This is a genomic window from Bradyrhizobium sp. Ken51 (assembly GCF_055807435.1).
This window is the reverse complement of sequence record NZ_JBVVPB010000024.1, coordinates 36,284-57,318: the sequence shown is the minus strand read 5'-3', so window position 1 is coordinate 57,318 and position 21,035 is coordinate 36,284. Positions and strand designations below refer to the sequence as shown.

21 protein-coding genes are annotated in these 21,035 nt (G+C 64.1%); 7 read left to right on the top strand and 14 right to left on the bottom strand.

Features of this window, described 5'->3' with window-relative positions; translation table 11 throughout:
* The first annotated feature begins 4 nt into the window (after nt 1-4).
* Both AC0L27_RS30590 and AC0L27_RS30585 read left to right on the top strand, forming a co-directional pair.
* The gene (locus tag AC0L27_RS30590) at nt 5-706 is read left to right on the top strand and encodes a FecR family protein (RefSeq protein WP_027568515.1); all 702 of its coding nucleotides are present in this window, start codon (nt 5-7) and stop codon (nt 704-706) included.
* Nucleotides 707-708: 2 nt separating this feature from the next.
* Nucleotides 709-1,869 (top strand): hypothetical protein, encoded by a 1,161-nt coding sequence (locus AC0L27_RS30585; RefSeq protein WP_354209161.1) that lies wholly within the window; start codon nt 709-711, stop codon nt 1,867-1,869.
* Between the two features lie 152 nt (nt 1,870-2,021).
* Here AC0L27_RS30585 and AC0L27_RS30580 read toward each other — a convergent pair whose 3' ends face one another.
* The 3 genes from AC0L27_RS30580 to AC0L27_RS30570 form a co-directional block, all read right to left on the bottom strand.
* A complete protein-coding gene (locus AC0L27_RS30580; RefSeq protein WP_473321430.1) occupies nt 2,022-2,510 on the bottom strand; it encodes a VOC family protein in 489 nt (162 codons plus the stop codon).
* A 41-nt stretch (nt 2,511-2,551) separates the two neighbouring features.
* Nucleotides 2,552-2,980, bottom strand: a complete 429-nt coding sequence (locus AC0L27_RS30575; RefSeq protein WP_275171455.1) for a VOC family protein — start codon at nt 2,978-2,980, stop codon at nt 2,552-2,554.
* Nucleotides 2,981-3,112: 132 nt separating this feature from the next.
* Nucleotides 3,113-3,625 (bottom strand): cupin domain-containing protein, encoded by a 513-nt coding sequence (locus AC0L27_RS30570; RefSeq protein WP_354209162.1) that lies wholly within the window; start codon nt 3,623-3,625, stop codon nt 3,113-3,115.
* Nucleotides 3,626-3,752: 127 nt separating this feature from the next.
* Between AC0L27_RS30570 and AC0L27_RS30565 the strand changes: the two genes are divergently transcribed.
* The gene (locus AC0L27_RS30565; protein ID WP_275171453.1) at nt 3,753-3,971 is read left to right on the top strand and encodes a CsbD family protein; all 219 of its coding nucleotides are present in this window, start codon (nt 3,753-3,755) and stop codon (nt 3,969-3,971) included.
* A gap of 57 nt (nt 3,972-4,028) precedes the next feature.
* Here the strand turns inward: AC0L27_RS30565 and AC0L27_RS30560 are convergent, their stop codons facing one another.
* The 5 genes from AC0L27_RS30560 to ggt all read right to left on the bottom strand — a co-directional run bounded on the left by AC0L27_RS30560 (nt 4,029) and on the right by ggt (nt 10,238).
* Nucleotides 4,029-4,493 (bottom strand): FKBP-type peptidyl-prolyl cis-trans isomerase, encoded by a 465-nt coding sequence (locus AC0L27_RS30560; RefSeq protein WP_007606926.1) that lies wholly within the window; start codon nt 4,491-4,493, stop codon nt 4,029-4,031.
* 60 nt (nt 4,494-4,553) lie between these two features.
* Nucleotides 4,554-6,845: a xanthine dehydrogenase family protein molybdopterin-binding subunit gene (locus AC0L27_RS30555; protein ID WP_473321428.1), complete on the bottom strand. Its 2,292-nt coding sequence runs from the start codon at nt 6,843-6,845 to the stop codon at nt 4,554-4,556.
* 2 nt (nt 6,846-6,847) lie between these two features.
* Nucleotides 6,848-7,864 carry an FAD binding domain-containing protein gene (locus AC0L27_RS30550; protein ID WP_354209164.1) on the bottom strand — a complete coding sequence of 339 codons (1,017 nt, stop codon included), beginning with the start codon at nt 7,862-7,864 and terminating at the stop codon, nt 6,848-6,850.
* Between the two features lie 4 nt (nt 7,865-7,868).
* Nucleotides 7,869-8,483: a (2Fe-2S)-binding protein gene (locus tag AC0L27_RS30545; protein ID WP_354209166.1), complete on the bottom strand. Its 615-nt coding sequence runs from the start codon at nt 8,481-8,483 to the stop codon at nt 7,869-7,871.
* A 168-nt stretch (nt 8,484-8,651) separates the two neighbouring features.
* Nucleotides 8,652-10,238: a gamma-glutamyltransferase gene (gene ggt, locus AC0L27_RS30540; RefSeq protein ID WP_354209167.1), complete on the bottom strand. Its 1,587-nt coding sequence runs from the start codon at nt 10,236-10,238 to the stop codon at nt 8,652-8,654.
* Between the two features lie 185 nt (nt 10,239-10,423).
* Between ggt and trhO the strand changes: the two genes are divergently transcribed.
* Together trhO and AC0L27_RS30530 are read left to right on the top strand one after the other, a co-directional pair.
* Entirely contained in the window at nt 10,424-11,206 is a 783-nt protein-coding gene (gene trhO / locus AC0L27_RS30535; protein ID WP_354209168.1) for an oxygen-dependent tRNA uridine(34) hydroxylase TrhO, read from the top strand.
* A complete protein-coding gene (locus tag AC0L27_RS30530) occupies nt 11,196-11,414 on the top strand; it encodes a SlyX family protein (protein ID WP_354057373.1) in 219 nt (72 codons plus the stop codon). Before trhO ends, AC0L27_RS30530 begins: the two co-directional genes overlap by 11 nt.
* Nucleotides 11,415-11,420: 6 nt before the next feature.
* Here the strand turns inward: AC0L27_RS30530 and AC0L27_RS30525 are convergent, their stop codons facing one another.
* Nucleotides 11,421-13,325 (bottom strand): sensor domain-containing diguanylate cyclase, encoded by a 1,905-nt coding sequence (locus AC0L27_RS30525; protein WP_473321423.1) that lies wholly within the window; start codon nt 13,323-13,325, stop codon nt 11,421-11,423.
* A gap of 172 nt (nt 13,326-13,497) precedes the next feature.
* Nucleotides 13,498-13,713, bottom strand: a complete 216-nt coding sequence (locus AC0L27_RS30520; protein ID WP_354209170.1) for a hypothetical protein — start codon at nt 13,711-13,713, stop codon at nt 13,498-13,500.
* A 110-nt stretch (nt 13,714-13,823) separates the two neighbouring features.
* On the opposite strand from AC0L27_RS30520, the gene hemE reads away from it, so the two are divergent.
* Nucleotides 13,824-14,858, top strand: coding sequence for a uroporphyrinogen decarboxylase (hemE, locus tag AC0L27_RS30515; RefSeq protein WP_354209171.1), 1,035 nt, complete (start codon nt 13,824-13,826; stop codon nt 14,856-14,858).
* Nucleotides 14,859-15,061: 203 nt separating this feature from the next.
* Here the strand turns inward: hemE and hemC are convergent, their stop codons facing one another.
* From hemC to AC0L27_RS30500, 3 genes are all read right to left on the bottom strand, one after another.
* Nucleotides 15,062-16,042 carry a hydroxymethylbilane synthase gene (hemC, locus tag AC0L27_RS30510; protein ID WP_354209172.1) on the bottom strand — a complete coding sequence of 327 codons (981 nt, stop codon included), beginning with the start codon at nt 16,040-16,042 and terminating at the stop codon, nt 15,062-15,064.
* Between the two features lie 102 nt (nt 16,043-16,144).
* The gene (locus AC0L27_RS30505) at nt 16,145-17,770 is read right to left on the bottom strand and encodes a GMC family oxidoreductase (RefSeq protein ID WP_354209173.1); all 1,626 of its coding nucleotides are present in this window, start codon (nt 17,768-17,770) and stop codon (nt 16,145-16,147) included.
* Between the two features lie 53 nt (nt 17,771-17,823).
* The gene (locus AC0L27_RS30500; RefSeq protein WP_354209174.1) at nt 17,824-18,414 is read right to left on the bottom strand and encodes a TetR/AcrR family transcriptional regulator; all 591 of its coding nucleotides are present in this window, start codon (nt 18,412-18,414) and stop codon (nt 17,824-17,826) included.
* 100 nt (nt 18,415-18,514) lie between these two features.
* Between AC0L27_RS30500 and AC0L27_RS30495 the strand changes: the two genes are divergently transcribed.
* Nucleotides 18,515-18,880 (top strand): nuclear transport factor 2 family protein, encoded by a 366-nt coding sequence (locus tag AC0L27_RS30495; protein ID WP_354209175.1) that lies wholly within the window; start codon nt 18,515-18,517, stop codon nt 18,878-18,880.
* Between the two features lie 163 nt (nt 18,881-19,043).
* Here the strand turns inward: AC0L27_RS30495 and AC0L27_RS30490 are convergent, their stop codons facing one another.
* The gene (locus tag AC0L27_RS30490) at nt 19,044-20,501 is read right to left on the bottom strand and encodes a DUF1254 domain-containing protein (protein ID WP_354256369.1); all 1,458 of its coding nucleotides are present in this window, start codon (nt 20,499-20,501) and stop codon (nt 19,044-19,046) included.
* Between the last annotated feature and the right edge of the window lie 534 nt (nt 20,502-21,035).

Sequence of the window (21,035 nt, the reverse complement as noted above, 5' to 3'; positions counted from 1 at the left end):
CGAAATGAATTTGCGTTTCTGGCTTTTCTCCACGCTGTTCTCGACTGCCTTGTGCGTAGCCCCTTGCGCCCAGGCGCAGACGCGCGTCGGTGAAGCCGTCGTGATCCAGAATGAAGTGGTTCGCGTAGCCGCGACCACGACGCCGATCAGCGTCGGCGACAGCATGCTGCGGGACGAGACCGTGCGCACCGGCGCCGGCAGCGCGGCGCGCTTCGTGATGGCGGACAGCACCAATCTGTCGCTCGGTCCGAGCGCCACGCTCAAGCTCGACCGCACGGTCTTCAACGACGAGCACAGCTATCGCGACGTCGCGATCCGCATGACGACCGGCGCATTCCGTTTCGTCACCGGACATTCCGAGAAGACCGCCTACAAGATCACGACCCCGCTCGCGACCATCGGCGTGCGCGGTACCACACTCGATATCCTGTCCCAGCGCGGCCGCTCGGTCGTCGTGCTGCAGGACGGCGCCGCCAGTGTCTGCACGACGAGCCAACAGTGCGTGCAGCTCACCCAGCCCGGCGACACCGCAATCATCACCTCGACCGGCGGCAAGGTCTCTATCAGTAAGACCAATACGCCGCCCTGGACCTTTGCCGCGACCTGCGCCGCCAGCGCGGGACTGTGCGCGGTGAACCAATATGCGGACGCGTCGCCGACCATCACGCCCGCCGTCCATGACGACGGCATGCTGTGCGGGCGCTGACGATGGAAGTATTCAACGTCAGGCGCTTCATGCTCGCGGGCGTGCTGACCGTCGTGGCTGCGTTTGCGTTCGTCGCGGTCGAGGCCCGTCCGGCGGCAGCCGCCACGGCGTGCGAGTCCGAGTGCGCAGGGTCGACGCCCACCCCGGCGCCGAGCTATTCACCCTCGCCGACGCCGACCTACAGCCCCTCGCCTTCGCCCAGCCCCTACCCGTCATCGTCGCCAAGCCCTTATCCGTCCTCCTCGCCGAGCCCGACGCCGACGCCGACCGGCGCGGATTCCAGCGGCGGTTCGATCGGCGGCCTTGCCAACCAGCGCTTCAACCAGATGATCACCAACCGGGTGCTCGGCACGGTGCTGCTCGGGGTCAACGAGCAGGTCAATTGCAGCAACTGCGTCAGCGCATTCGGCTCCGCCGGCTCCTTTTCGGCGGGCATCCACGGCCGCAAGGAGCTGACCAACAATCTGTCGCTGCTCGCCGGCATCGCCTACACGCAGTACAGCGAGGGCGGCTACAACATCACCAGCGCGCCGATCGGTGCGTTCGCGCTGCGCTATGACTTCACCGACTGGGGCTCGTCGCGTCCGTTCTTCGACGTCGGCACGATCCTGACGCCGTGGGAGAAGGCGCGCTACACCCGCAGCTACAACACCAGCCTCGGCCCGGTGAGCGTCACGAGTTCGACCAACGCCTCGAATTACGCCGTCTACGGCCGCGCCGGCTGGATAAGCCGCGTGTCGCCCCGCGACGAGGTCGCCGCCTCGATCGAGGTCTGGCAGCTCTGGCAGCGCGTCTCGGGCTACACCGACAGCGCAGTGGCGTTCAATCCGTTCGACGCCAGCATCGCGACCGGCACCGACCGCACCAGCCTGGTCAAGATCGGCGGCCAGTGGACGCATCTCTACGGCAGCAATATCGAGGCCAACATCAACGGCGGCTGGGTGCAGTCATTCGCTGGCCATAGCGGCATCGTCGCCACCGTGACCGGCGACGGCGTGGTGGTGCCGACCATGGGCAACCAGGGCTGGTTCGAATATGGCGGCCGGCTCGGCTTCCGCGTGCAGAAGGGCTGGATCGTGGACCTGTTCGCCAACGGCACGCTCGGCCCGCAGCCGGTGGGCAACACCATCCATGGTGGCGTGGGGCTGCGGATCAATTATTAGCGGCAGGCCTTCGCCTCAAATTCCGCTGTCATGCCCGGCTCGAGGGCATCCAGCACGCCGCGGCCTATCGATTGACCAACGACCGTCTCGGCGTACTGGATCGCCCGGTCAAGCCGGGCGATGACAGTGAGTATGTGACAAGGGCACGCCCTTCACGCTGCCGACTTGCCCTCGAACGCGCGGCGCAAGGTCTCCACGTCCAGTTTCACCATCTTCATCATGGCCTGCATCGCGCGTGCGGCAGCCGCCTTGTCGGGGCTCGATAGGAATTCGAACATCACCTTTGGCACGACCTGCCATGACACGCCGTAGCGGTCGTGGAGCCAGCCGCACTGCTCTTCCTTGCCGCCATGGGCCAGGAAGGCATTCCAGACGCTGTCGACCTGGGCCTGATCGTCGCAATGGATCATCAGCGAGAGCGCATGGGTGTATTCCATCTTCATGCCGCCGTTGAGCGCGACCAGGGGCTGTCCCGCGACCGTGAACTCGACGACGAGCACGGAGCCTTCCTTGCCGGACGGGCCATCTGAAACGTTGCGCTGAACATGAGTGATCGCCGAATTCGGCACGAGCGAGACGTAGAACTTCGCGGCTTCCTCGGCATCGCCATTGGACCACATGCAGGGAACGACCTTCGACATCGTGAATGCTCCTCTTCAGTTGTGATGTTCGCGCGCTTAGATCAGGCGTTCGCCATCTCGGACTGCGCCGCGAAGGCTGCCATGTCCATCCAGTTCACGCCCCACATGTGGCCGTCCGGATCCTCGAAGCTGCGGCCGTACATGAAGCTGTATTCGTCCTTCGGGCTGGGATCGGCGACCCCGCCTGCAGCCTTGGCCCTGCTGACGATATCGTCGACCTCGGTCCGGCTGTCGGCGGACAAGCAGAACAGCGCCTGGTTTGAGGTCTTTGCATCCGAGATCGGCTTCGGCGTGAACTGCCGGAATTTCTCGTGGGTCGTCAGCATCGCGTAGATGGTCTCGGAAAAGACCATGCAGCTCGCTGTTTCGTCGCTGAATTGCGGGTTCCTGGTCGCACCGACCGCCTCGTAAAACGCAGTGGCGCGCTTGAGGTCGGTCACGGGCAGATTGACGAAAATCATCCTGGGCATCGGAGCTCCTTGGGCGGGGTTCTGCCCAAGGACGGACGGCCAAGCGGCGATCCGACACGGCTTCCGGATCTTTTTTTGGACCCTTGCCTGCGAGGTTCTGTCGCACCGAACCCGCTGGCTTTCAGGCGATCCTCACTTCTTCTCGTTCGGATCGCGGTGAATGGGATCGACCCACAGCACGGTCTCGGGCTTCTCGACCGGCTCGATGTCGAGGTTGATCGCGACCGCCTCGCCGTCGCTGCGCACCAGCACGCATTCCAGCACCTCGTCCGGGCTGGCGTTGATCTCCTGATGCGGCACGTAGGGCGGGACGAAAATGAAGTCGCCGGGACCGGCTTCCGCAGTGAATTGCAGGTTCTCGCCCCAGCGCATCCGCGCCTTGCCCTTCACCACGTAAATCACGCTTTCGAGATGGCCGTGGTGGTGCGCGCCGGTCTTGGCGTCGGGCTTGATGCTGACCGTGCCCGCCCACAATTTCTGCGCACCGACGCGCGCGAAATTGATCGCGGCCGCGCGGTCCATGCCCGCCGTCGACGGCACGTTGGTATCGAGCTGGTTGCCGGGAATGACGCGCACGCCATCATGTTTCCAGCGATCGTCGCGATCGTGGTCATGGTGGGAATGCGAATGGTCATGGCCGGTCATGGGACTTGCTTTCTGTTGGTTCCGTGTGCGGCAAACTAACCCAAAGCCGCGACATCGAGCCATAACAAAAACGGAACCCTCGTAGCCGCCGGACGTTGTCCTAGCGAGCAAACCGCAGGAGAGTTTCATGGGTAGCACGACCGACAAGATCAAGGGCACCGCAAACGAGGCAATGGGCAAGGCCAAGCAGGGCATCGGTGAAGCCACCGGGTCCGAGCGCCTGAAGGGTGAAGGTGCGGTCCAGGAAGTGAAGGGCAAGGGCCAGCAGGCCATGGGCGACGCCAAGGACGCCGCGAAGGACGCGGTCGATCGCGCCGCGGCTGCAGCCAAGCGCGCGACGGAATAACGGCGCCGCACTGAAAGCAAAAAGACCGGCCGAGAGGCCGGTCTTTTTGTTGCGGGCTTACTTCACCCCGAGCAATTCCACGTCGAACATCAGCGTCGCGTTCGGCGGGATCACGCCGCCTGCGCCGCGGGCGCCATAGCCGAGCTGCGGCGGAATGATCAGCGTGCGCTTGCCGCCGACCTTCATGGAGGCAACACCCTCGTCCCAGCCGGCGATAACGCGGCCCTTGCCGATCGGAAATTCGAACGGCTCGTTGCGGTCGACCGACGAGTCGAATTTCTTGCCCTTCTGGCCGTTCTCGTAGAGCCAGCCGGTGTAATGCATCACGCAGATCTGGCCCGGCTTGGGCGAAGCCCCGGTGCCGGCGACGCTGTCGGTGATCTGCAAACCTGAAGCTGTGGTCATGGTCTTCCCTGCGGTCTGGGCCGAGGCCGTGGTGGAAACGAAATCGGACACGCCGGCGATCACGGTGATCGCGAGTGCCGACATGATGGCGAGGAGCACGCGCTGTAAACGCTGCATAAGACACCTTCCGTTTGAGGCGCAAGGTGTCTAGCGCAACGCCGAGGCCGTTGCCACCCCTCACACCTCGATATTTTCGAGCCGCACGGGCAGCTTTCGGATGCGCTGGCCCGTGGCGTGATAGATCGCATTGCAGATCGCCGCATTGGTGCCGACATTGGCGAGCTCGCCGAGGCCCTTCACGCCTGCCGGGTTGATGTGATCGTCCTGCTCGGAGAGCAGGATCACCTCGACACCGGGGACGTCGGCACTCACAGGCACGAGATAGTCGGCAAGATTGTCGTTGACGTAGCGTGCATTGCGCTCGTCGATCTCGGTGGCTTCCAGCAGCGCCGAGGACATGCCCCAGATCAGGCCGCCCATGAGCTGGCTGCGTGCCGTGCGCGGATTCATGATGCGCCCGGCCGCGAACGCTCCCACCAGCCGGGGGCAGCGGATTTCATGGGTAAAGCGGTTGACGCGGACCTCGACGAACTCGGCACCGAAGGCGTAGGCGATCTTGTCCTTCATCTGATGGCCACCGACGAGCCGCGCGTGCCCGCTGTGCATCGCCGTGAAGGAATCCAGCGGCGCGCCTTCAGGCTTCCACTCGCCGTATTCCTCGACGATACCGACGCCGAGCGCGTCGAAGGCCTTCTCGATGTCGAGCGGACGATCACTCTTCGCCGCCTGGGTGCTCGGCGCCTGGCTGATGCCGACAGTCTCCTTGGCCTTGTCGGCGAGGCTGTCGCTCGGCATCACGGCCTTGAACAGCCTTTGACGAATCCGGTCGCACACCATCATCACCGCCGAGCAGGTGCTGGCAGTCGAGTTCGAACCGCCGGCAACAGGCGCCGGCGGCAGATCGCTGTCACCCAGGAAGACCGCGACCTTCTCCAGGGGGACGCCGAGCCGCTCGGCCGCGGTCTGGGCGATGACGGTATACGCACCGGTGCCGATCTCGTGACCGGCGATCTCGACCCGGGTACGGCCGTCGCGCTGGAGGCGGACGCGCGCCGCAGACGGCGCCATCTGCGTCGGATAGCAGGTGGCGGCACAGCCATAGCCAACCAGCCAGTCGCCGTCGGACACCGATTTCGGCTGCGGCGAACGCTGCGACCAGCCGAACGCCCTGGCGGCCTCATCGAAGCATGCCATCAATGACCGCGTCGTATAGGGCTTGCCGCCGATCGGCTCGACATTGGTGTCGTTGATGCGGCGGAGCTCGACCGGATCCATGTTCAGCTTCACCGCAAGCTCGTCCATCGCGCTCTCCAGCGCGAAGAGATACGGCACCTCCGGCGGCGAACGCATGAAGCCCGGCGTGTTGCGGTCGGCGCGCACGATCGACACCAGACTGGCGACGGTCGGGCAGGCATAGAGCCGCGTCGTCGTCTTGGTGCCACCGACGCAATAGGCATCCGGGCGCGACGAAACCTCCGCGCCGTCGTGCCTCAAAGCCACCAGCTTGCCGTCCCGGCCCGCACCAAGCCTGATCTCATGGCGCGTCTCGGCGCGATGGGTCGCGATGGTGAAACCCTGATCGCGGGTCGGCACGAGCTTGATCGGCCGGTTCAGGCGTTTGGCGATGCCGGCGATGATGGCGGTGCGGGGCGTCATCGAGCCGCGCGAACCAAAGCCGCCACCGACATAGGGATTGACGACACGGACCTTGTCGGCGTCGATACCGAGCTGCTCGGCGACGCCGTTCTTCAGGCCATAGACATACTGGCTGCCCTCGTAGATGACGAGCTCGTCGCCCATCCAGGCACAACTCGTCGTAAACAACTCCATCGGATTGTGGTGCTGGGTCGGCGTTTCATAGGAGGCGGTGAGCTTGACCTCGGCTGCGTCGAACGCCTTGGCGAAATCGCCGACCTCCGGGTCTTCCTTGAACTGCGCGTTTTGTCCCTTTGCCGCTGCCGTGGTGGTGCCCGGCGAGTCGAAGGTCGCACTCGGAGCTACGGCCGTGTAGCTGACCTTGACGCGATTGGCGGCTTCGCGCGCCGCCTCGTAACTCTCGGCGATGACGACGGCGATAATCTGGCCGTCATGGGCGATGTCGGCTGATTTCAGCGGCTGGATCGTGGTGCCGGCATAGCCGCCATTGCTGAACAGTTTCGATTCCTTCAGCTTCGGGGCGTTCTCGTGCGTGACGATGTCGATCACGCCGCGGACCTGCCTGGCATCGTCGAGATCGAAACTGTCGATGCGACCCTTGGCGATGGCGCTCGTGACCAGGAATGCGAAGGCTGGATTGTCGAGCGGCATGTCGGACGCATATGTCGCCCGGCCCGTGACCTTTGCAGCCGCGTCGTAGCGCGGCACGGGCCGGCCCATGTTTGCTTTCGGCTCGGGAGCTGCAGCGGTCATGATCAGATCTCCATCGTTACGGCCTGCTGGAGCGCGCGCGCCACCACGCGCTTGCCGAGCGCGATCTTGAAGCCATTGTGCCGGCGGCCCTTGGCCTCGGCAAACGCGGCATCCGCCACACGCTGCGCCAGACCGTCGTCGAATTTCTGTCCCTTCAGCAGCGCCTCCGCCTCGCGCGCCCGCCACGGCACGGTGGCGACACCGCCGAGCGCGACACGCGCATCCCTGATCGTGCCATCATGCACGTCGAGCGCGACCGCAGCCGACGCCAACGCAAACTCGTAAGACTGGCGGTCGCGCGCCTTGAGATACACGGAGCGCGGCCAGCGGGCGGGAATGGAGAACGCAGAGATCAGCTCACCGGGCCGAAGCGTGGTCTCGATATCGGGCGTCCTGCCGGGTGCCTTGTGCAAGTCCGCGAACGGCAGGTTGCGCGTGCCGGACCTGCCGGTGATCTCGATCATCGCATCCAGCGCGATCAACGCCTGGGCAAAATCGCCGGGATAGGTCGCGATGCACTGATCGGACGTACCGAGCACCGCATGCATACGATTGACGCCATCCATGGCTGCACAGCCCGAGCCGGGATTGCGCTTGTTGCAATTCTCATAGGAGACATCGCGGAAATAGCTGCAACGCGTTCGCTGCATCACGTTGCCACCGAGCGTCGCCATGTTGCGCAGCTGGGCGCTGGCGGCAAGTTTCAGGGAATTCGCGATCACTGGATAGTTGCGCTGGATCTCGGCATGCGCGGCCACGTCGGACATCTTCGCCAGCGCCCCGAGCCGCAAGCCATCACTGCCGGGCTCGATCGCGGACCAGCTGCGCGCCAGCGGATTGATATCGACGATCGCGGCGGGCCGCATCACATCCAGCTTCATCAGATCGATCAGCGTGGTGCCGCCCGCGAGCGGCTGCGCTGTAGCCTTCGTCAGCGGGTTGTTCGCAGCCGCGGCAGCGCTGAGCGCCTGCACGGCCATGTCGGGGTCTGTTGCCCTTTGATAGGAAAACGGTCGCATGCGCCTAGCCTTTCATGATCTCGGGCGCGGCCTGCTTCACGGCGGCGACGATGTTGGGATAGGCGGCGCAGCGGCATATGTTGCCGCTCATGTATTCGCGGATGTCGGCCTCGCTGCCAGCATGCCCCTCCTTGACGCAGGCCACGGCGGACATGATCTGGCCCGGCGTACAATAGCCGCATTGAAACGCATCGTTGTCGACGAAGGCCTGCTGCATCGGATGCAAATGATCGTCGGTGGCAAGGCCCTCGATCGTCGTGATCTCCTGCCCCTCGGCTGCGAGCGCGAGCGTCAGGCACGAGACCACGCGCCGATCGTCGATCAGGACTGTGCAGGCACCACACTGGCCATGGTCGCAGCCCTTTTTGCTGCCGGTGAGCTTGAGATGCTCCCGCAGCGCGTCGAGCACCGTCGTGCGCGCGTCGATGCGCAGGCGCTTGTCCTTGCCGTTGACCCGCAGCGTGACATCGACGGGAAGCGCCGGATCCTGGGCGACCGACACGTTCGCATCCTGCGCGGCGGCACGCGCCGCCATAGGGACCAGCGCACTGCCGGCGGCCGCCGCGATGAAGGCGCGCCGATCGAATCCGGATGGTCCGGAACCTGGTTTTTCGGACATGGAGGGCCTCCGCCGCTTCGAGCAAAAGCAGCGCACGCCTGCACCGCTCATCGGCCCTTAACCTGAAGCAATGAGCTCCGTTCCGAACGAGAAAGGGCGACGCAGCAAATGCCGCGTCGCCCTTTGTCAATTTTTCCTGATCTTGCGCGGGGAACCCGTGCGCGGTGATCAGTATCCGAGCGCGCAACCATCCTTGCGCGGATCGGAACCGCCGGTGAGCGTGCCCTTGTCCCAGTCGATCCAGATCGCCTGCGCGCCGCCGAGCGGACCGACGACGCTGGTGGTCTTGTGGCCGAGTTTCTTCAGGCCTTCGACGATATCGGCCGGCACGCTGTCCTCGAGCTGGTACTGGCCTTCGTAATGCAGGCCGCGCGGCATATCGATCGCCTCCTGCACGTCGCAACCATAATCGAGAACGTTCGTCACCACATGGGTCTGGCCAACCGGCTGATACTGTCCGCCCATCACCGCAAACGGCATCACGGAACGGCCACCCTTGGTGAGCAGGCTCGGCATGATCGTGTGCAGCGGACGCTTGCCGCCGGCGATGCAATTCGGGTGGCCGGGCTGGATGCGGAAGCCGCCGGCGCGGTTCTGGAGCAGAACGCCGGTCTTGTTCGAGACAATGGCCGAGCCGAAGGAATGCGCGACCGAGTTGATGAACGAGCAGACGTTGCGGTCCTTGTCCACGACGGTGATGTAGATGGTCGAGGGATTCATCGGCGGCGCGACGTTCGGCAGGTCGAGCATGCCGTCCATGCGGATCTTGTCAATGTGCTCGTTGCAGTATTCCTTGGCAAGGATCTTGGCGACCTCGATCTGCATATGCTCGGGATCGGCGACATGCAGCTCGCGATGCATGTACGCGATGCGCGCGGCCTCGGCCTCAAGGTGGAAACGCTCGACGCTGAGCGGCGCATATTTCGTCAGGTCGAACCGCGACAGGATGTTCAACATCAGCAGCATGGTGAGGCCGGGCCCGTTCGGCGGGCACTGCCAGACGTCGTAGCCCTTGTACATGGTGCCGATGGGCGTCGTCGTTTCGGTGGTATGCGCGGCGAAATCGTCGAGCGTGTGCAGGCCGCCGATTCCGCGCAGGGTCTCCACCATGTCTTCCGCGATCGGGCCCTTGTAGAAGGCGTCGCGTCCGTCCTTGGCAATCGCCCGCAGCGTCTTGCCGAGCTCGGCCTGGCGGATGACGTCGCCGGCCACCGGCGGCTTGCCGTGCGGCAACAGATACCGCTCCGTGTTCGTGCCACCCTTCAGCTTCTCGAACTGGTTCTTCCAGTCGAAGGCGATGCGAGGGGCGACGACGTAGCCTTCCTCGGCCGCCTTGATCGCGGGCTGGAGCAGCCGGTCGAAGCCGAACTTGCCGTGATCGCGCAAAACGGTCGCAAAGGCGTCGATCACGCCGGGGATCGAGACCGCGTGCGCCGAGGTCAGCGGCACGGAGTTGATCTTGCGCTCGAGATACCAGTCGGCGTTCGCCGCCTTCGGGGCGCGGCCGGAGCCGTTATAGGCGATGATCTTGCCCTCGCCGCGCGGCTGGATCAGCGCAAAGCAGTCGCCGCCGATGCCGGTCGATTGCGGCTCGATCACGCCGAGAATGGCCGAGCCAGCGACTGCCGCGTCCACCGCCGTGCCGCCCTCGCGCAGCACCTCGATCGCGGCGAGCGACGCCTGCGGATGCGAGGTCGCCACCATTGCGTTGGTGGCGTGCACCGTGGACCTGCCGGGGAAATGGAAGTTTCTCATCGAATTCTTGCTCTCATTGGACGTCTGGCGCGGATGGCGCACCGGCTCGGAAAAACCGGGCCTACATGACACATTCCGGCCTGCCGGGGCAATGCTGGCATACCAGGGAAATGGCTGCCATCCGCTGGCAATAGAGCTGCTCGTTGCGGGTTTTGCGGGCACGCTGCGCCTGCTAAACGGGCGCGATGAGTTACAAGGTCGCCGCCTTCTACCAATTCGCCGCCCTCCCCGATTACCGCGAGCTGCGCGAGCCGCTGCGCGCGTTCTGCGCCGGCCTGGCGCTGAAGGGCAGCGTGTTGCTCGCGCAGGAGGGTATCAACGGCACGGTCGCGGGCCCGGGCGAGGCGATCGACGCGCTCACCCATGAGCTCGCGCACGGCGACATGTTCGGCGGCAGGTTGAACAATCTCGAACTGAAGTTCTCGACCGCCGAGGCGATGCCATTCGGCCGGCTCAAGGTGCGGCTGAAGAAGGAGATCGTCACGCTCGGCGACGAAGCCGCCGATCCGACGCGGCAGGTCGGCGCCTATGTCGATGCGGCCGAATGGAACGCGCTGATCGCGGCGCCCGACACGCTGGTGCTCGACACCAGGAACGCCTTCGAGGTGGCGATGGGGACGTTCGACGGCGCGCTCGACCCAGGCATCAGGAGTTTTGGCCAGTTCAAGGAATTTGCGGCCGAGCAGCTCGATCCCGCCAAACACCGCAAAATCGCGATGTTCTGCACCGGCGGCATCCGCTGCGAGAAGGCGAGCGCGCACCTGCTCGCGCGCGGCTTTGCCGAGGTCTATCACCTCAAGGGCGGCATTCTCAAATATCTGGAAGAGGTGCCGGAGACCGAGAGCCGCTGGCGCGGCGAATGCTTCGTGTTCGACGAGCGTGTCGCGCTCGGCCATGGTTTGCAAGTCCTTGGAGTGCGAGAAGCTAGCTTGCCCGAACGGAATAAGGACGCTGCACGTGACGAATGAGATCAAGACGCTCGGCGAGCGCATCGACACGCTGGAGACGCGCCTCGCCTATCAGGACGACGCGATCGAGACGCTGAACCAGACCATCACCGCGCAGTGGAAGCAGATCGACACGCTGACGCGGAGGATCGCAGAGCTCGGCGAGCGGCTGCAGGAGGCCGAGGTGAATGCGCCGGGAGCGACCAATGAGCGCCCGCCGCATTATTGAGCGGGGTCACTGACCGGACGCCTTGAGCAGGAGGTTGCTCACCTCCCCCGACATCATCAGCCGGTTGCGACCGGCGTCCTTGGCGGCATAGAGCGCCTGGTCGGCGGCCTCGATCAGCGAGGTGACGCCGGCCGTGCGCTCCAGCGCCGGCCGGCAGGCAGCCCCGCCGAGCGAAGCGGTGACGCACCCAGCCGCATGGTTGCTGGTGTGGACGAGGCCGGCATCGCGGATCGCCCGTCGAATCCGGTCGCCGATCAGGGCGCAGCCGGCAGCGTCGGTGTTCGGCAACAGCATGGCGAACTCCTCGCCGCCGTAACGCGCCGCCAGATCACTGGAACGATGCATCTCGGTGGCGATGATTTGCGCCACCTGCCGGAGACAGGCATCGCCCGCGGGATGGCCGTATTCGTCGTTGTACGACTTGAAGTGATCGACGTCGATCATCAGCAAAGAGAGGCTGGAGCGCTCGCGATAGGCACGCGCCCACTCCTCCTTCAGCCGTTCATCGAAGCGGCGGCGATTGGCAAGCCCGGTGAGGCTGTCCTCGATCGCCAGCGTTCCAAGCCGGTTCTCAAGCTTCTTCTGCTCGGTGATGTCGCGCGAGATCGCGACCACGCCGTCGACGCTGCCATTATCCTTGCGGGTCACCCGCATGGTCGATTCGAGCCAGACTTCGGCATTCTGCCGGTGCGCGTTGCGATAGGTGACGCGCACCTCCTCCTTTTCGCCGCGCTTCATGGCATCGACGAGAGCCTGGACCTGCGGCCGGTCGTCCGCGTGAACGCCGGCGAGCGCGGGCGTTCCGATCAGTTGATTGGCGCGCCAGCCGACGACGCCAATCGACGATGGCGAGACATAGCGCAGCCGCTCGTCGAGCCCGATACGCGTCACCATGTCACTGGAGCCTTCGGCAAGCAGTCGGAAATGCGCTTCCTTCTCGACCAGCGCGGCCGCCATGCTCTGGCCCCGCTGCAACTGCCGCACCAGCACGGCACCGATGATCGCGAGCAGCATGACCAGCGCGAGCACGTAGAGCATGCGAGAGATCGCCGCAGCACGCCAGGGCGCCAGCAGTTCGGCCTTATCGACGGTAGCGAGCAGGACCAGCGGATAGCGGCCAGAGCGCTTGAAGAAGCTGACACGCTCGGCGCCGTCGAGCGGCGACTTGAAGTGATAAACGCCGCCCGGCCGCTGCAGGCCGGCGTCGCGGAACAGCGGCGTATTGGCAACGCTGCGGCCGATGAATTTCTCGTTGCTCGGGTTGCGCGCGATGATCAGGCCGTCGCCGTGTGTCAACGCGACCGAGCTGTTGCGGCCGATCTCGAACTGTTCGTAGAAATGCGAAAGATATCCCGAGCTGATGGTCGCGAGCACCACGCCGCCGAAGCTGCCGTCCAGCTTGTTGAAACGACGCGACAGGGTGACGACCCACTCGCCGTCCAGCAGGCTCTTCACGGGCCGGCCGACATGGGGCTCCCGTTTCGGCGAGAGCTGGTGATAACGAAAGAACGCGTCGTCGTTGAACGTCGTGCCAATCGTGCCGGGCGAGGTCAGCCAGTTGCCGCGGTCGTCGATGATGGCGAGGCTGTGGATGCGCTCTATCGCCTTCTTGCGCGCCTCCTGCAGGGTTTTAAGCTTGGCGATCGTGGCCGGCTCGGTGCCGTCCATCTCCAGCCGGCTGACGACGCCGACGACGCCTGAATCCAGGAGATCGAGGCTGTCCTCGGCATGCTGCGTCAACGAGCGCGCAACATTCGCCATCTCTGCCTCGGCGCTCTTGAGCACCGCGTCGCGCGCCGCCCATTCCCGCCAGCCGCTGACGCCGAGGATGGCCACGCAAGTCAGCGCGACGAACGCAGCCGCCCGCAGCGGCAGGCGGCTCCATCCGGCTCTTTGGGTCACAGCAATCATGCGGCAGAATTCTCCGAAGATCGGAAACTCTGCTGCTTCTGTTAGTGAACCCTGAAACACCGGGATAAATATGCAGTGATGTCCCCGGTTTCCCGTAGTCGTACGGACGCCGGACTCGGCGCATCGCTAACAAGCCTTTAGCAAGCCTATCGGAATCCGGCGCTCCCCGCGGCTAGCTGAACATGGCCTTAACCTTGTCCCAGAGCGAAGGATTGTCGGCCTCCGCATCGGCCTTCGAGGGCGTCGGCTGGGCGGCGCTCACGGGATCGGAAGCGGGGAAGGTATCTTTCAGACCGGCGTCGAGCTTGGCGTGGCGGTCGGCGGCGAGCGCTTCGTGCAGATCGTCGGCGTGCTTGTCATGCGGCGCGGGGTTGAATGTCTCAGCCATGGTCTCGTCCTCCGTTGGCTGGTCAACGCGGTCCAATTGCGCTTGGTTCCCCTGTTCCGCTCCGGGCTGTGGCGGTGTATCAGGAGCCGTAACCATCTTCAGGACCGTTCGTGCCCCAGTCTGCGACAAAACCGTTCATCGACGTCCTCTCCGGCCAGCGGCAGGTCATTCCGCCGGTCTGGATGATGCGGCAGGCCGGCCGTTACCTGCCGGAATATCGCGAGGTGCGCGCCAGGGCCGGCGGCTTCCTCGATCTCTGCTTCAATCCCGAGCTTGCCGCCGAGGTGACGCTGCAACCGATCCGGAGGTTCGGCTTCGATGCGGCGATCATCTTCTCCGACATCCTGGTGATCCCCTATGCGCTCGGACGTTCCGTGCGCTTCGAGGTCGGCGAGGGTCCGCGGCTCGAACCGCTGGACGATCCCGCCAAGGTTGCAACACTGGCGAAGCACGCCGATTTCGGCAAGCTCGCGCCGGTGTTCGAGGCCCTCAAGATCGTGCGCGGCGCGCTCGATCCCAAGATCGCGCTGATCGGCTTCTGCGGCGCTCCGTGGACGGTGGCGACCTACATGGTTGCCGGCCAGGGTACGCCCGACCAGGCGCCGGCACGGATGATGGCCTACCGGCATCCGGAGGCGTTCGCAGAGATCATCGACGTGCTGGTCGAGAACTCGATCGAATATCTGCTGGCGCAGCTTGCGGCCGGCGCCAACGCCTTGCAGATCTTCGACACCTGGGCCGGCGTGCTGCCACCCGCCGAGTTCGCGCGCTGGTCGGTCGAACCGACGCGGCGCATCGTCGAAGGCGTGCGCGCCAAAGTGCCGGATGCAAAGATCATCGGCTTTCCGCGCGGCGCCGGCGCGCAATTACCCGGTTTCGTCGAGGCGACCGGTGTCAACGCGGTCAGCATCGACTGGACCGCGGAGCCGGCCTTCATCCGCGAGCGCGTGCAGAGCAAGGTTGCGGTTCAGGGCAATCTCGATCCGCTGGTGCTGATCACAGGCGGCGCCGCGCTCGACCGCGCGGTCGACAACACGCTGGCGAATTTTGCGCAAGGGCGGTTCATCTTCAATCTCGGCCACGGCATCCAGCCGGAGACGCCGATCGCCCATGTCGAGCAGATGCTGAAGCGCGTGCGGGGCTGATTTATTTTGCGCCTGGGGAGTGGGAAAACAAAAAAGCGCGAAAACAACCCCATGCACAGTAGAGAGGCCACGCCCGATCAATGACTTAGGGGGGACGGAAATCGGATGCGCCGTCATCGCATCAGATCGCGCCAACATTTGACGCGTCGGGCAAAACAGGCGCATGATGTCATCATCGCACCCATGCCCGTCACGCGACCGACTTAGCGCGGCCGGCTGCGCTCGATGATCTCGGCGGCGCCCTTGGCCAACAGATCCAGTCCTACCGCACGGCCGAGTTCGCGTGGGCGATTGGCGGGGCCCGACCGCAAGGCTTCGATGATGGTGTTTCCGGAGAGATCGAGCACGGACGCGGTGAGCGACATCTGATCGCCCGCAATGGTCGAAAAGCCCGCCACCGGCGAATTGCAATGGCCGTTCAGCACCCACAGCACCTCGCGCTCGGCATCGGCAGAAGCGTGTGCAGCGGGATCGTCGATCGATGCGAGGATGCGACGCGTCTGCCAGTCCTGTGCCGCGCATTCGACGGCGACGATGCCCTGCCCCGCTGCCGGCAGCATCTCCGCTGCGGTAAACTCGTACGCGATGCGCTGCGAAAGGCCGACGCGGTCGAGGCCCGAGCGCGCCATGATCAGCGCATCGGCAGGACCTACCTCGCCACCATCCGGCAGCCGCTGCTTTTCGGCATTGTCGAGTTTTCGCACGCGCGTATCGGCGGCGCCGCGGAAGTGGATGATCTCGACGTCGGGAAACAATCGCCGCGCATAGGCGGCGCGGCGGACGGCGTTGGTGCCGATCTTGAAACCCTTGCCACGTGATTGACGCAGCGCCTCCAGCGTCACGCCATCGCGCAGGACAAGCGCGTCATTGGGAGGATCGCGCGACAGCGTGGCGCCGATCACGAGGCCGGGCGTGTCTTCGTTGCCGGGCATGTCCTTCAGCGAATGCATCGCCGCCTGGAGTTCGCCCGACAGCACGGCGGCGCGGATCTGCGCCACGAAGGCACCGCCCTTGCCGCCATGGGGCAGCAGCTTGCTGGTCTGGTCGAGATCGCCCGTGGTGTCGAACTTGACGATCTCGACGTCGAGATCGGGCATGGCAGCGGTCAGGCGACGCGCGATCTCCTCCGTCTGTGCCAGCGCCATCGCGCTCTTGCGTGTGCCGATCTTGAATCGCGTAGCCAAGCCCTGGTCCCTTTCAACGCACGTCATTCTTTTGAGCATCATCTTATCGGAAAACCGGTTTCCACTTTGCGCTAACGCGGCCCTCCGGGTCCGGATCATGCTCTACCGCGCATCCTCCAATATCATGTCGGAGGCCTTTTCGGCGATCATGATGATCGGCGCATTGGTGTTCCCCGATACGAGATCGGGCATGATCGAGCCGTCGACGATTCGAAGCCCTTCGAGGCCCCTCACCTTCAGCCGCTGATCGACCACCGCGAGCGCATCATTGCCCATACGACAAGTCGAGGTCGGATGGTAGATGGTGCTGCCCCGCTCACGGCAATAGTCCAGCAGCTCGGCATCCGTGACTACCTTCGCTCCGGGATCGTACTCGTCGACCACGAACGGCTTCAGCGCCGGCGCATGCAATATCTTGCGCAGGATCTTCAGACCTTCCACGTTGGTGGTGCGGTCGGTCTCGGTCGACATGTAGTTGATGCGGATCTCCGGCGGCACTGTCGGGTCGGCGCTTTTGATGCGCAAGGACCCGCGGCTTTCGGGACGCAGTTGGCATACCGACGCCGTGAAGCCGGAGAAACCATGAAGCTTTTCGCCCATCTTGTCGGTCGAGAACGGCAGGAAGTGGACCTGGATATCCGGCGAGGCCAGTCGCGGACTGGTCTTGAAGAAGGCGCCCGCCGTGCCGGCCGCGATCGTCAGCCAGCCCTTGCGGAACAGCGCATAGCGCGCGCCGGCCATGGTGCGGCGGAGCGGATGATTGACGGTGTCGTTCAGCGTGATCTTCTGCGAGCAGCGCATCACGATGCGAACCTGCATGTGGTCCTGGAGATCGTGCCCGACGCCCGGCGCGTCCAGCACGACATCGATGCCGTGCTTGCGCAGGAGGTCGCCGGGTCCGACGCCGGAGAGCTGGAGCAGCTGCGGCGAGTTGTAGGCGCCGCTCGACAGCACGACCTCCTTGCGCGCGCGGGCGCGGCGCAAATTGGCGCCCTGACGGTATTCAACACCGACTGCGCGGCGGCCCTCGAACAACACGCGCTGGCCAAGCGCGCCAGTTTCGATCTTGAGATTGCCGCGGGCCTTGGCGGGGCCGAGATAGGCCACCGCCGTCGAGGCGCGGCGGCCGTTGCGGGTCGTGGTCTGGAACAGGCCGACGCCTTCCTGGGTGGCGCCATTGAAATCAGGATTGTAGGGCAGACCGGTCTCGACCGCGGCATCAATGAACGCCTTCGACAGCGGATCGGTCACGACCATGTTGGAGACCGGCAGCGGGCCGCCGCTGCCGTGATATTGATCGGCGCCCCGCGACTGGTTCTCGGCTTTCTTGAAATAGGGCAGCACGTCGTCATAGCCCCAGCCGGCGTTGCCGCGCTGACGCCATCTGTCGTAATCCTCGTGCTGGCCGCGGACGTAAAGCAGGCCGTTGATCGAGCTCGATCCGCCCAGCGTCTTGCCGCGCGGCTGGAACACCTGTCGGCCCTTCAGCTCGGGCTCCGGCTCGGTCTGGTACATCCAGTTGACGGTCTTTTCCTTGAACAGCTTGCCGTAGCCGAGCGGCACGTGGATCCAGATGTTGGAATCCTTCGGGCCTGCCTCGAGCAGCAGCACGCTGTGCTTGCCGTTCGCCGACAGCCGGTTGGCGAGTACGCAGCCCGCAGAGCCGGCACCGACGATGACGTAGTCGAATTCAGGATCGGAGGGCGTCAGGGAGGAAGTTGCGTTCATGCGCTACTGTTCTTTTTGTTGGTGGGGGCGTTTCCGATCATCACTTAGCACGATCATGCAGCGACGCGCAGCGCCTCGACCAGCGACCTGAACGCACGGGCATATTCCGCACCCGCCCTTGCGATATCGGCGCGTCCGGCGCAGGCGACCGCCGCTTCCGTGACCGCGCCGAGCAGCAGCCGGGCCAGCGGCTCGGCCGGCTGCCGCGCGATCAGGCCAGCCTCCATCGCCGCCGCAATCGCACGCGGCAGCTTGCCGCCGAAATGTCTGGCGTCGATCTCGCGCCAGCGCTCCCAGCCGAGCACGGCCGGGCCGTCGCGCAGGATGATCTGGCCGGTCGGGCCCTTGGCGGTCGCGGCGAAATAATGCTGGGTGCCTGCGACCATCGCGGCAAGCACGTCCTTCTCGGCACGGGCCGTGCTGTCGATCTCGGCGACGAGATCGCGCGAGACCTGGTCGAACACCGCTTCGAACACCGCCTCCTTGGTCTTGAAGTGATGATAGACCGCGCCCTTGGCGACGTGGGCGGCTTCGGCGATCTCGTCCATAGTCGTCGCGACAAAGCCTTGCGTCCCGAACAGGCGGCGCGCCGCCGTCAGGATCGCCTCCGATGTCGCTGCGCGCCGCTCCGCCTGTTTGGCCATGGGTCTGCTGTAGTCGAAACGGACGAGGACAGCCAGTTGACTTTTCGACCGTCGGTCGGTATTTACCGACTATCAGTCGGTTTTACTCATGAGGTGCGCCATGCCGAGCCGTGATGTCGTCGAAGCTTTCGCCAAACGATTGGAGGACGGGGATTTCGTCGGGGCGATCCTCGACTACTACACGCCGGACGCTGCCACCTGTGAAAACCAGGCCGAACCCCTCGTCGGACGCGACAAGCTCGCGGCCAAGGAGCGCGGCGTGCTGGCAGCCTTCAAGGAGGTCAAGGCGGTGCGCATCGGGCCGAGCCTGATCGAAGGCGATCATGTTGCCACGCGCTGGACCTTCAGCTTCACCAACGCCGAGGGCATCATCCGAACGTTGGATGAGATTGCCTGGCAGACATGGCGTGGCGATCAGTTGATCGAAGAACGGTTTTATTACGACCCCAAACAATTGGGACGCTGAGCCGCGGACTGTCTCTACGAGACCGGCTTCACACCCGGCGGCTACCATCCCTTCGCCCGAACGCAGGATCGACGGTGCTTCGGTCCTGGGCCAGTTGAGCCGCATCGCCATTGTGCTCATGCGGTCGAACGCCGGCGCCAAAGCGCCGGCGCTCAAATCAAGTTTATTGAGCCAAGCCCACCGTTTCGGCCTGCATCCTCACGACCGGCGGAGGATTCCACTTTCCGGTCAGCGCATCGGACTTCGGGCTATAGAGGCGCATGGTCAGATTAAAGGCTCCCTTCGGCGCCGGAAGCCAGTTCGCATCCTTGTCCTTGCCCGGACTATCATTCTGGAAGAATATATCGAGCGACCCGTCCGCGTTGTACTTGAACGGCATCCAGCTGCTCACGGCAAAACGGTTGAGCGCATTGCCGACCTGGAAACCTTCCGGGTCGTATAGCGTGATCGACCAGAAGGCGTTGACCGGCGGAGCCGCGCCCTTTTCGAACGTAATTGTGTACTTGTTGGCTCCATCCAGCGGCTTGCCGGTCTCGTCGCCGAGATTGAGCGGATAGATGGCATCCTCAGGCAGGTTCGCGCCCAGGCCAAGTTGGGCGACGATGGCCCGCTTCAAATAGTAGTTGCCGTAGACACCCATCGTATCGGTGTTCATCGACCAGCCATTTGCGACCCGCGCCACTGTCGGCACTTTCCAAGCCATCAGCTTCTGGCCGTCGTGCGGGGCGGTCTCCAGCGCCCGCTGCAACACCGGATCGAGCTTGCCGATGTCAAAGCTCTTGCCGGGCTCGATGCCGATTTTCTTCATCTGCGCAATGATCGGCTCATCGGTAGCGTGCGGCGGGTGAAGCTTGAGCAGTTCTGCGGCGCTGGCGAAGTACACCCCGGCCGACATGGTATCGACCTGGACCTTCGGCGGCGTCTTCATGTCGACGCTTGGGTCCGGCTTGAACTCGACCGGCTTGGGTGTCTTGCCGTACTCGGAAAGCAGCGTGACCTTGTAACCGGCCTGGATCTTATGGACGGCATCGTAATCGGGCGGGCCATCCGTCTTGGTGCGGCCGATCACCCAGACATAGGGCGTCGGAGCCTCGATGCGCAGGGTGTCGCTCGGAAGCTTGAATTCTTCCGCGAACCTGTCGCGCAGATCGGGCCGCCAGCCCGGGGGCGTGATCAGGAACGTGCCTGCCTTGGTGCCCGTCGTTCGCCAGCCGGGCGACGCGAAGACATCGGTCCACATGTCGAGCATCGGCAGCAGATAGTAGCGCTCACTTGTATCTGGTGCGGAGATGACGACGGGCTCCTTGGTCATGTTCAGCCAGGAGACGGAATACAGCGTGTCGAAGTTCGACCGCACCACGCCCTTGAAATTGGCCGGGGGGTATTCCGGCACGTTGACAAAGGTATTCATCGGACCTCTGAAATCGGTCGTGCCGTTGGTGAATTGCTTTCTCGAGATGTCCATCGACATTAGCGAGTAGAAGTAGACATAGGCATCCACTGCGATGGCATGCGCCTCTTGTTCGGTGATGGCCGGTGCAGTGCCCTGCGCCTGCGCGGCAGGCACGGCCGCCGCACCAAGGCAAAGAGAAATTGTCAGCGTCAGAATTCCTCGAAACATGTCGAATCCTCCTCTTCTGATTTGGTGACCTCTGATTTGCGACTTCGTTCAATTCACTTTGTACCGTCGGAATGACCGCGTTCGAGGGTCTGAGCATTGAAGGTCTCAGCGTATTGCCTTGCAGTGTGGCGCCGCGGGAATTCAGCACGAAGAGAAGAATGGCAGCAAAGCCGATGTCAGATGCGTTCACGCCGCTCGCGGCGGTATTGATTGAAGCATTCTCGATCCGACGCGAGGGGTGCCTATTGCTTGCAAGAGAACGTGTGTCACCGACTGCATCAAACGCCGAACGGCGTCTGCAGAACTCGAAACAGATTGCTAGAAACAGAGCTATAAAGCCTGGTCGAACTTACGTCGCTTGAGGGGCCTCTTCGGTTGCGTGCGCAATACGGGCCCTCTAGAATTTTTGCTTTAGCACAACCTGAACGTTTGAGCCAGCAGGGATCGTCTGCGTCTTCAATACCCCACTACTATCACGATCTGGCTCGTGTTCTTGCTCGCGCGATCGAGCTGGTTGTCCGAAAACTGTCTCGA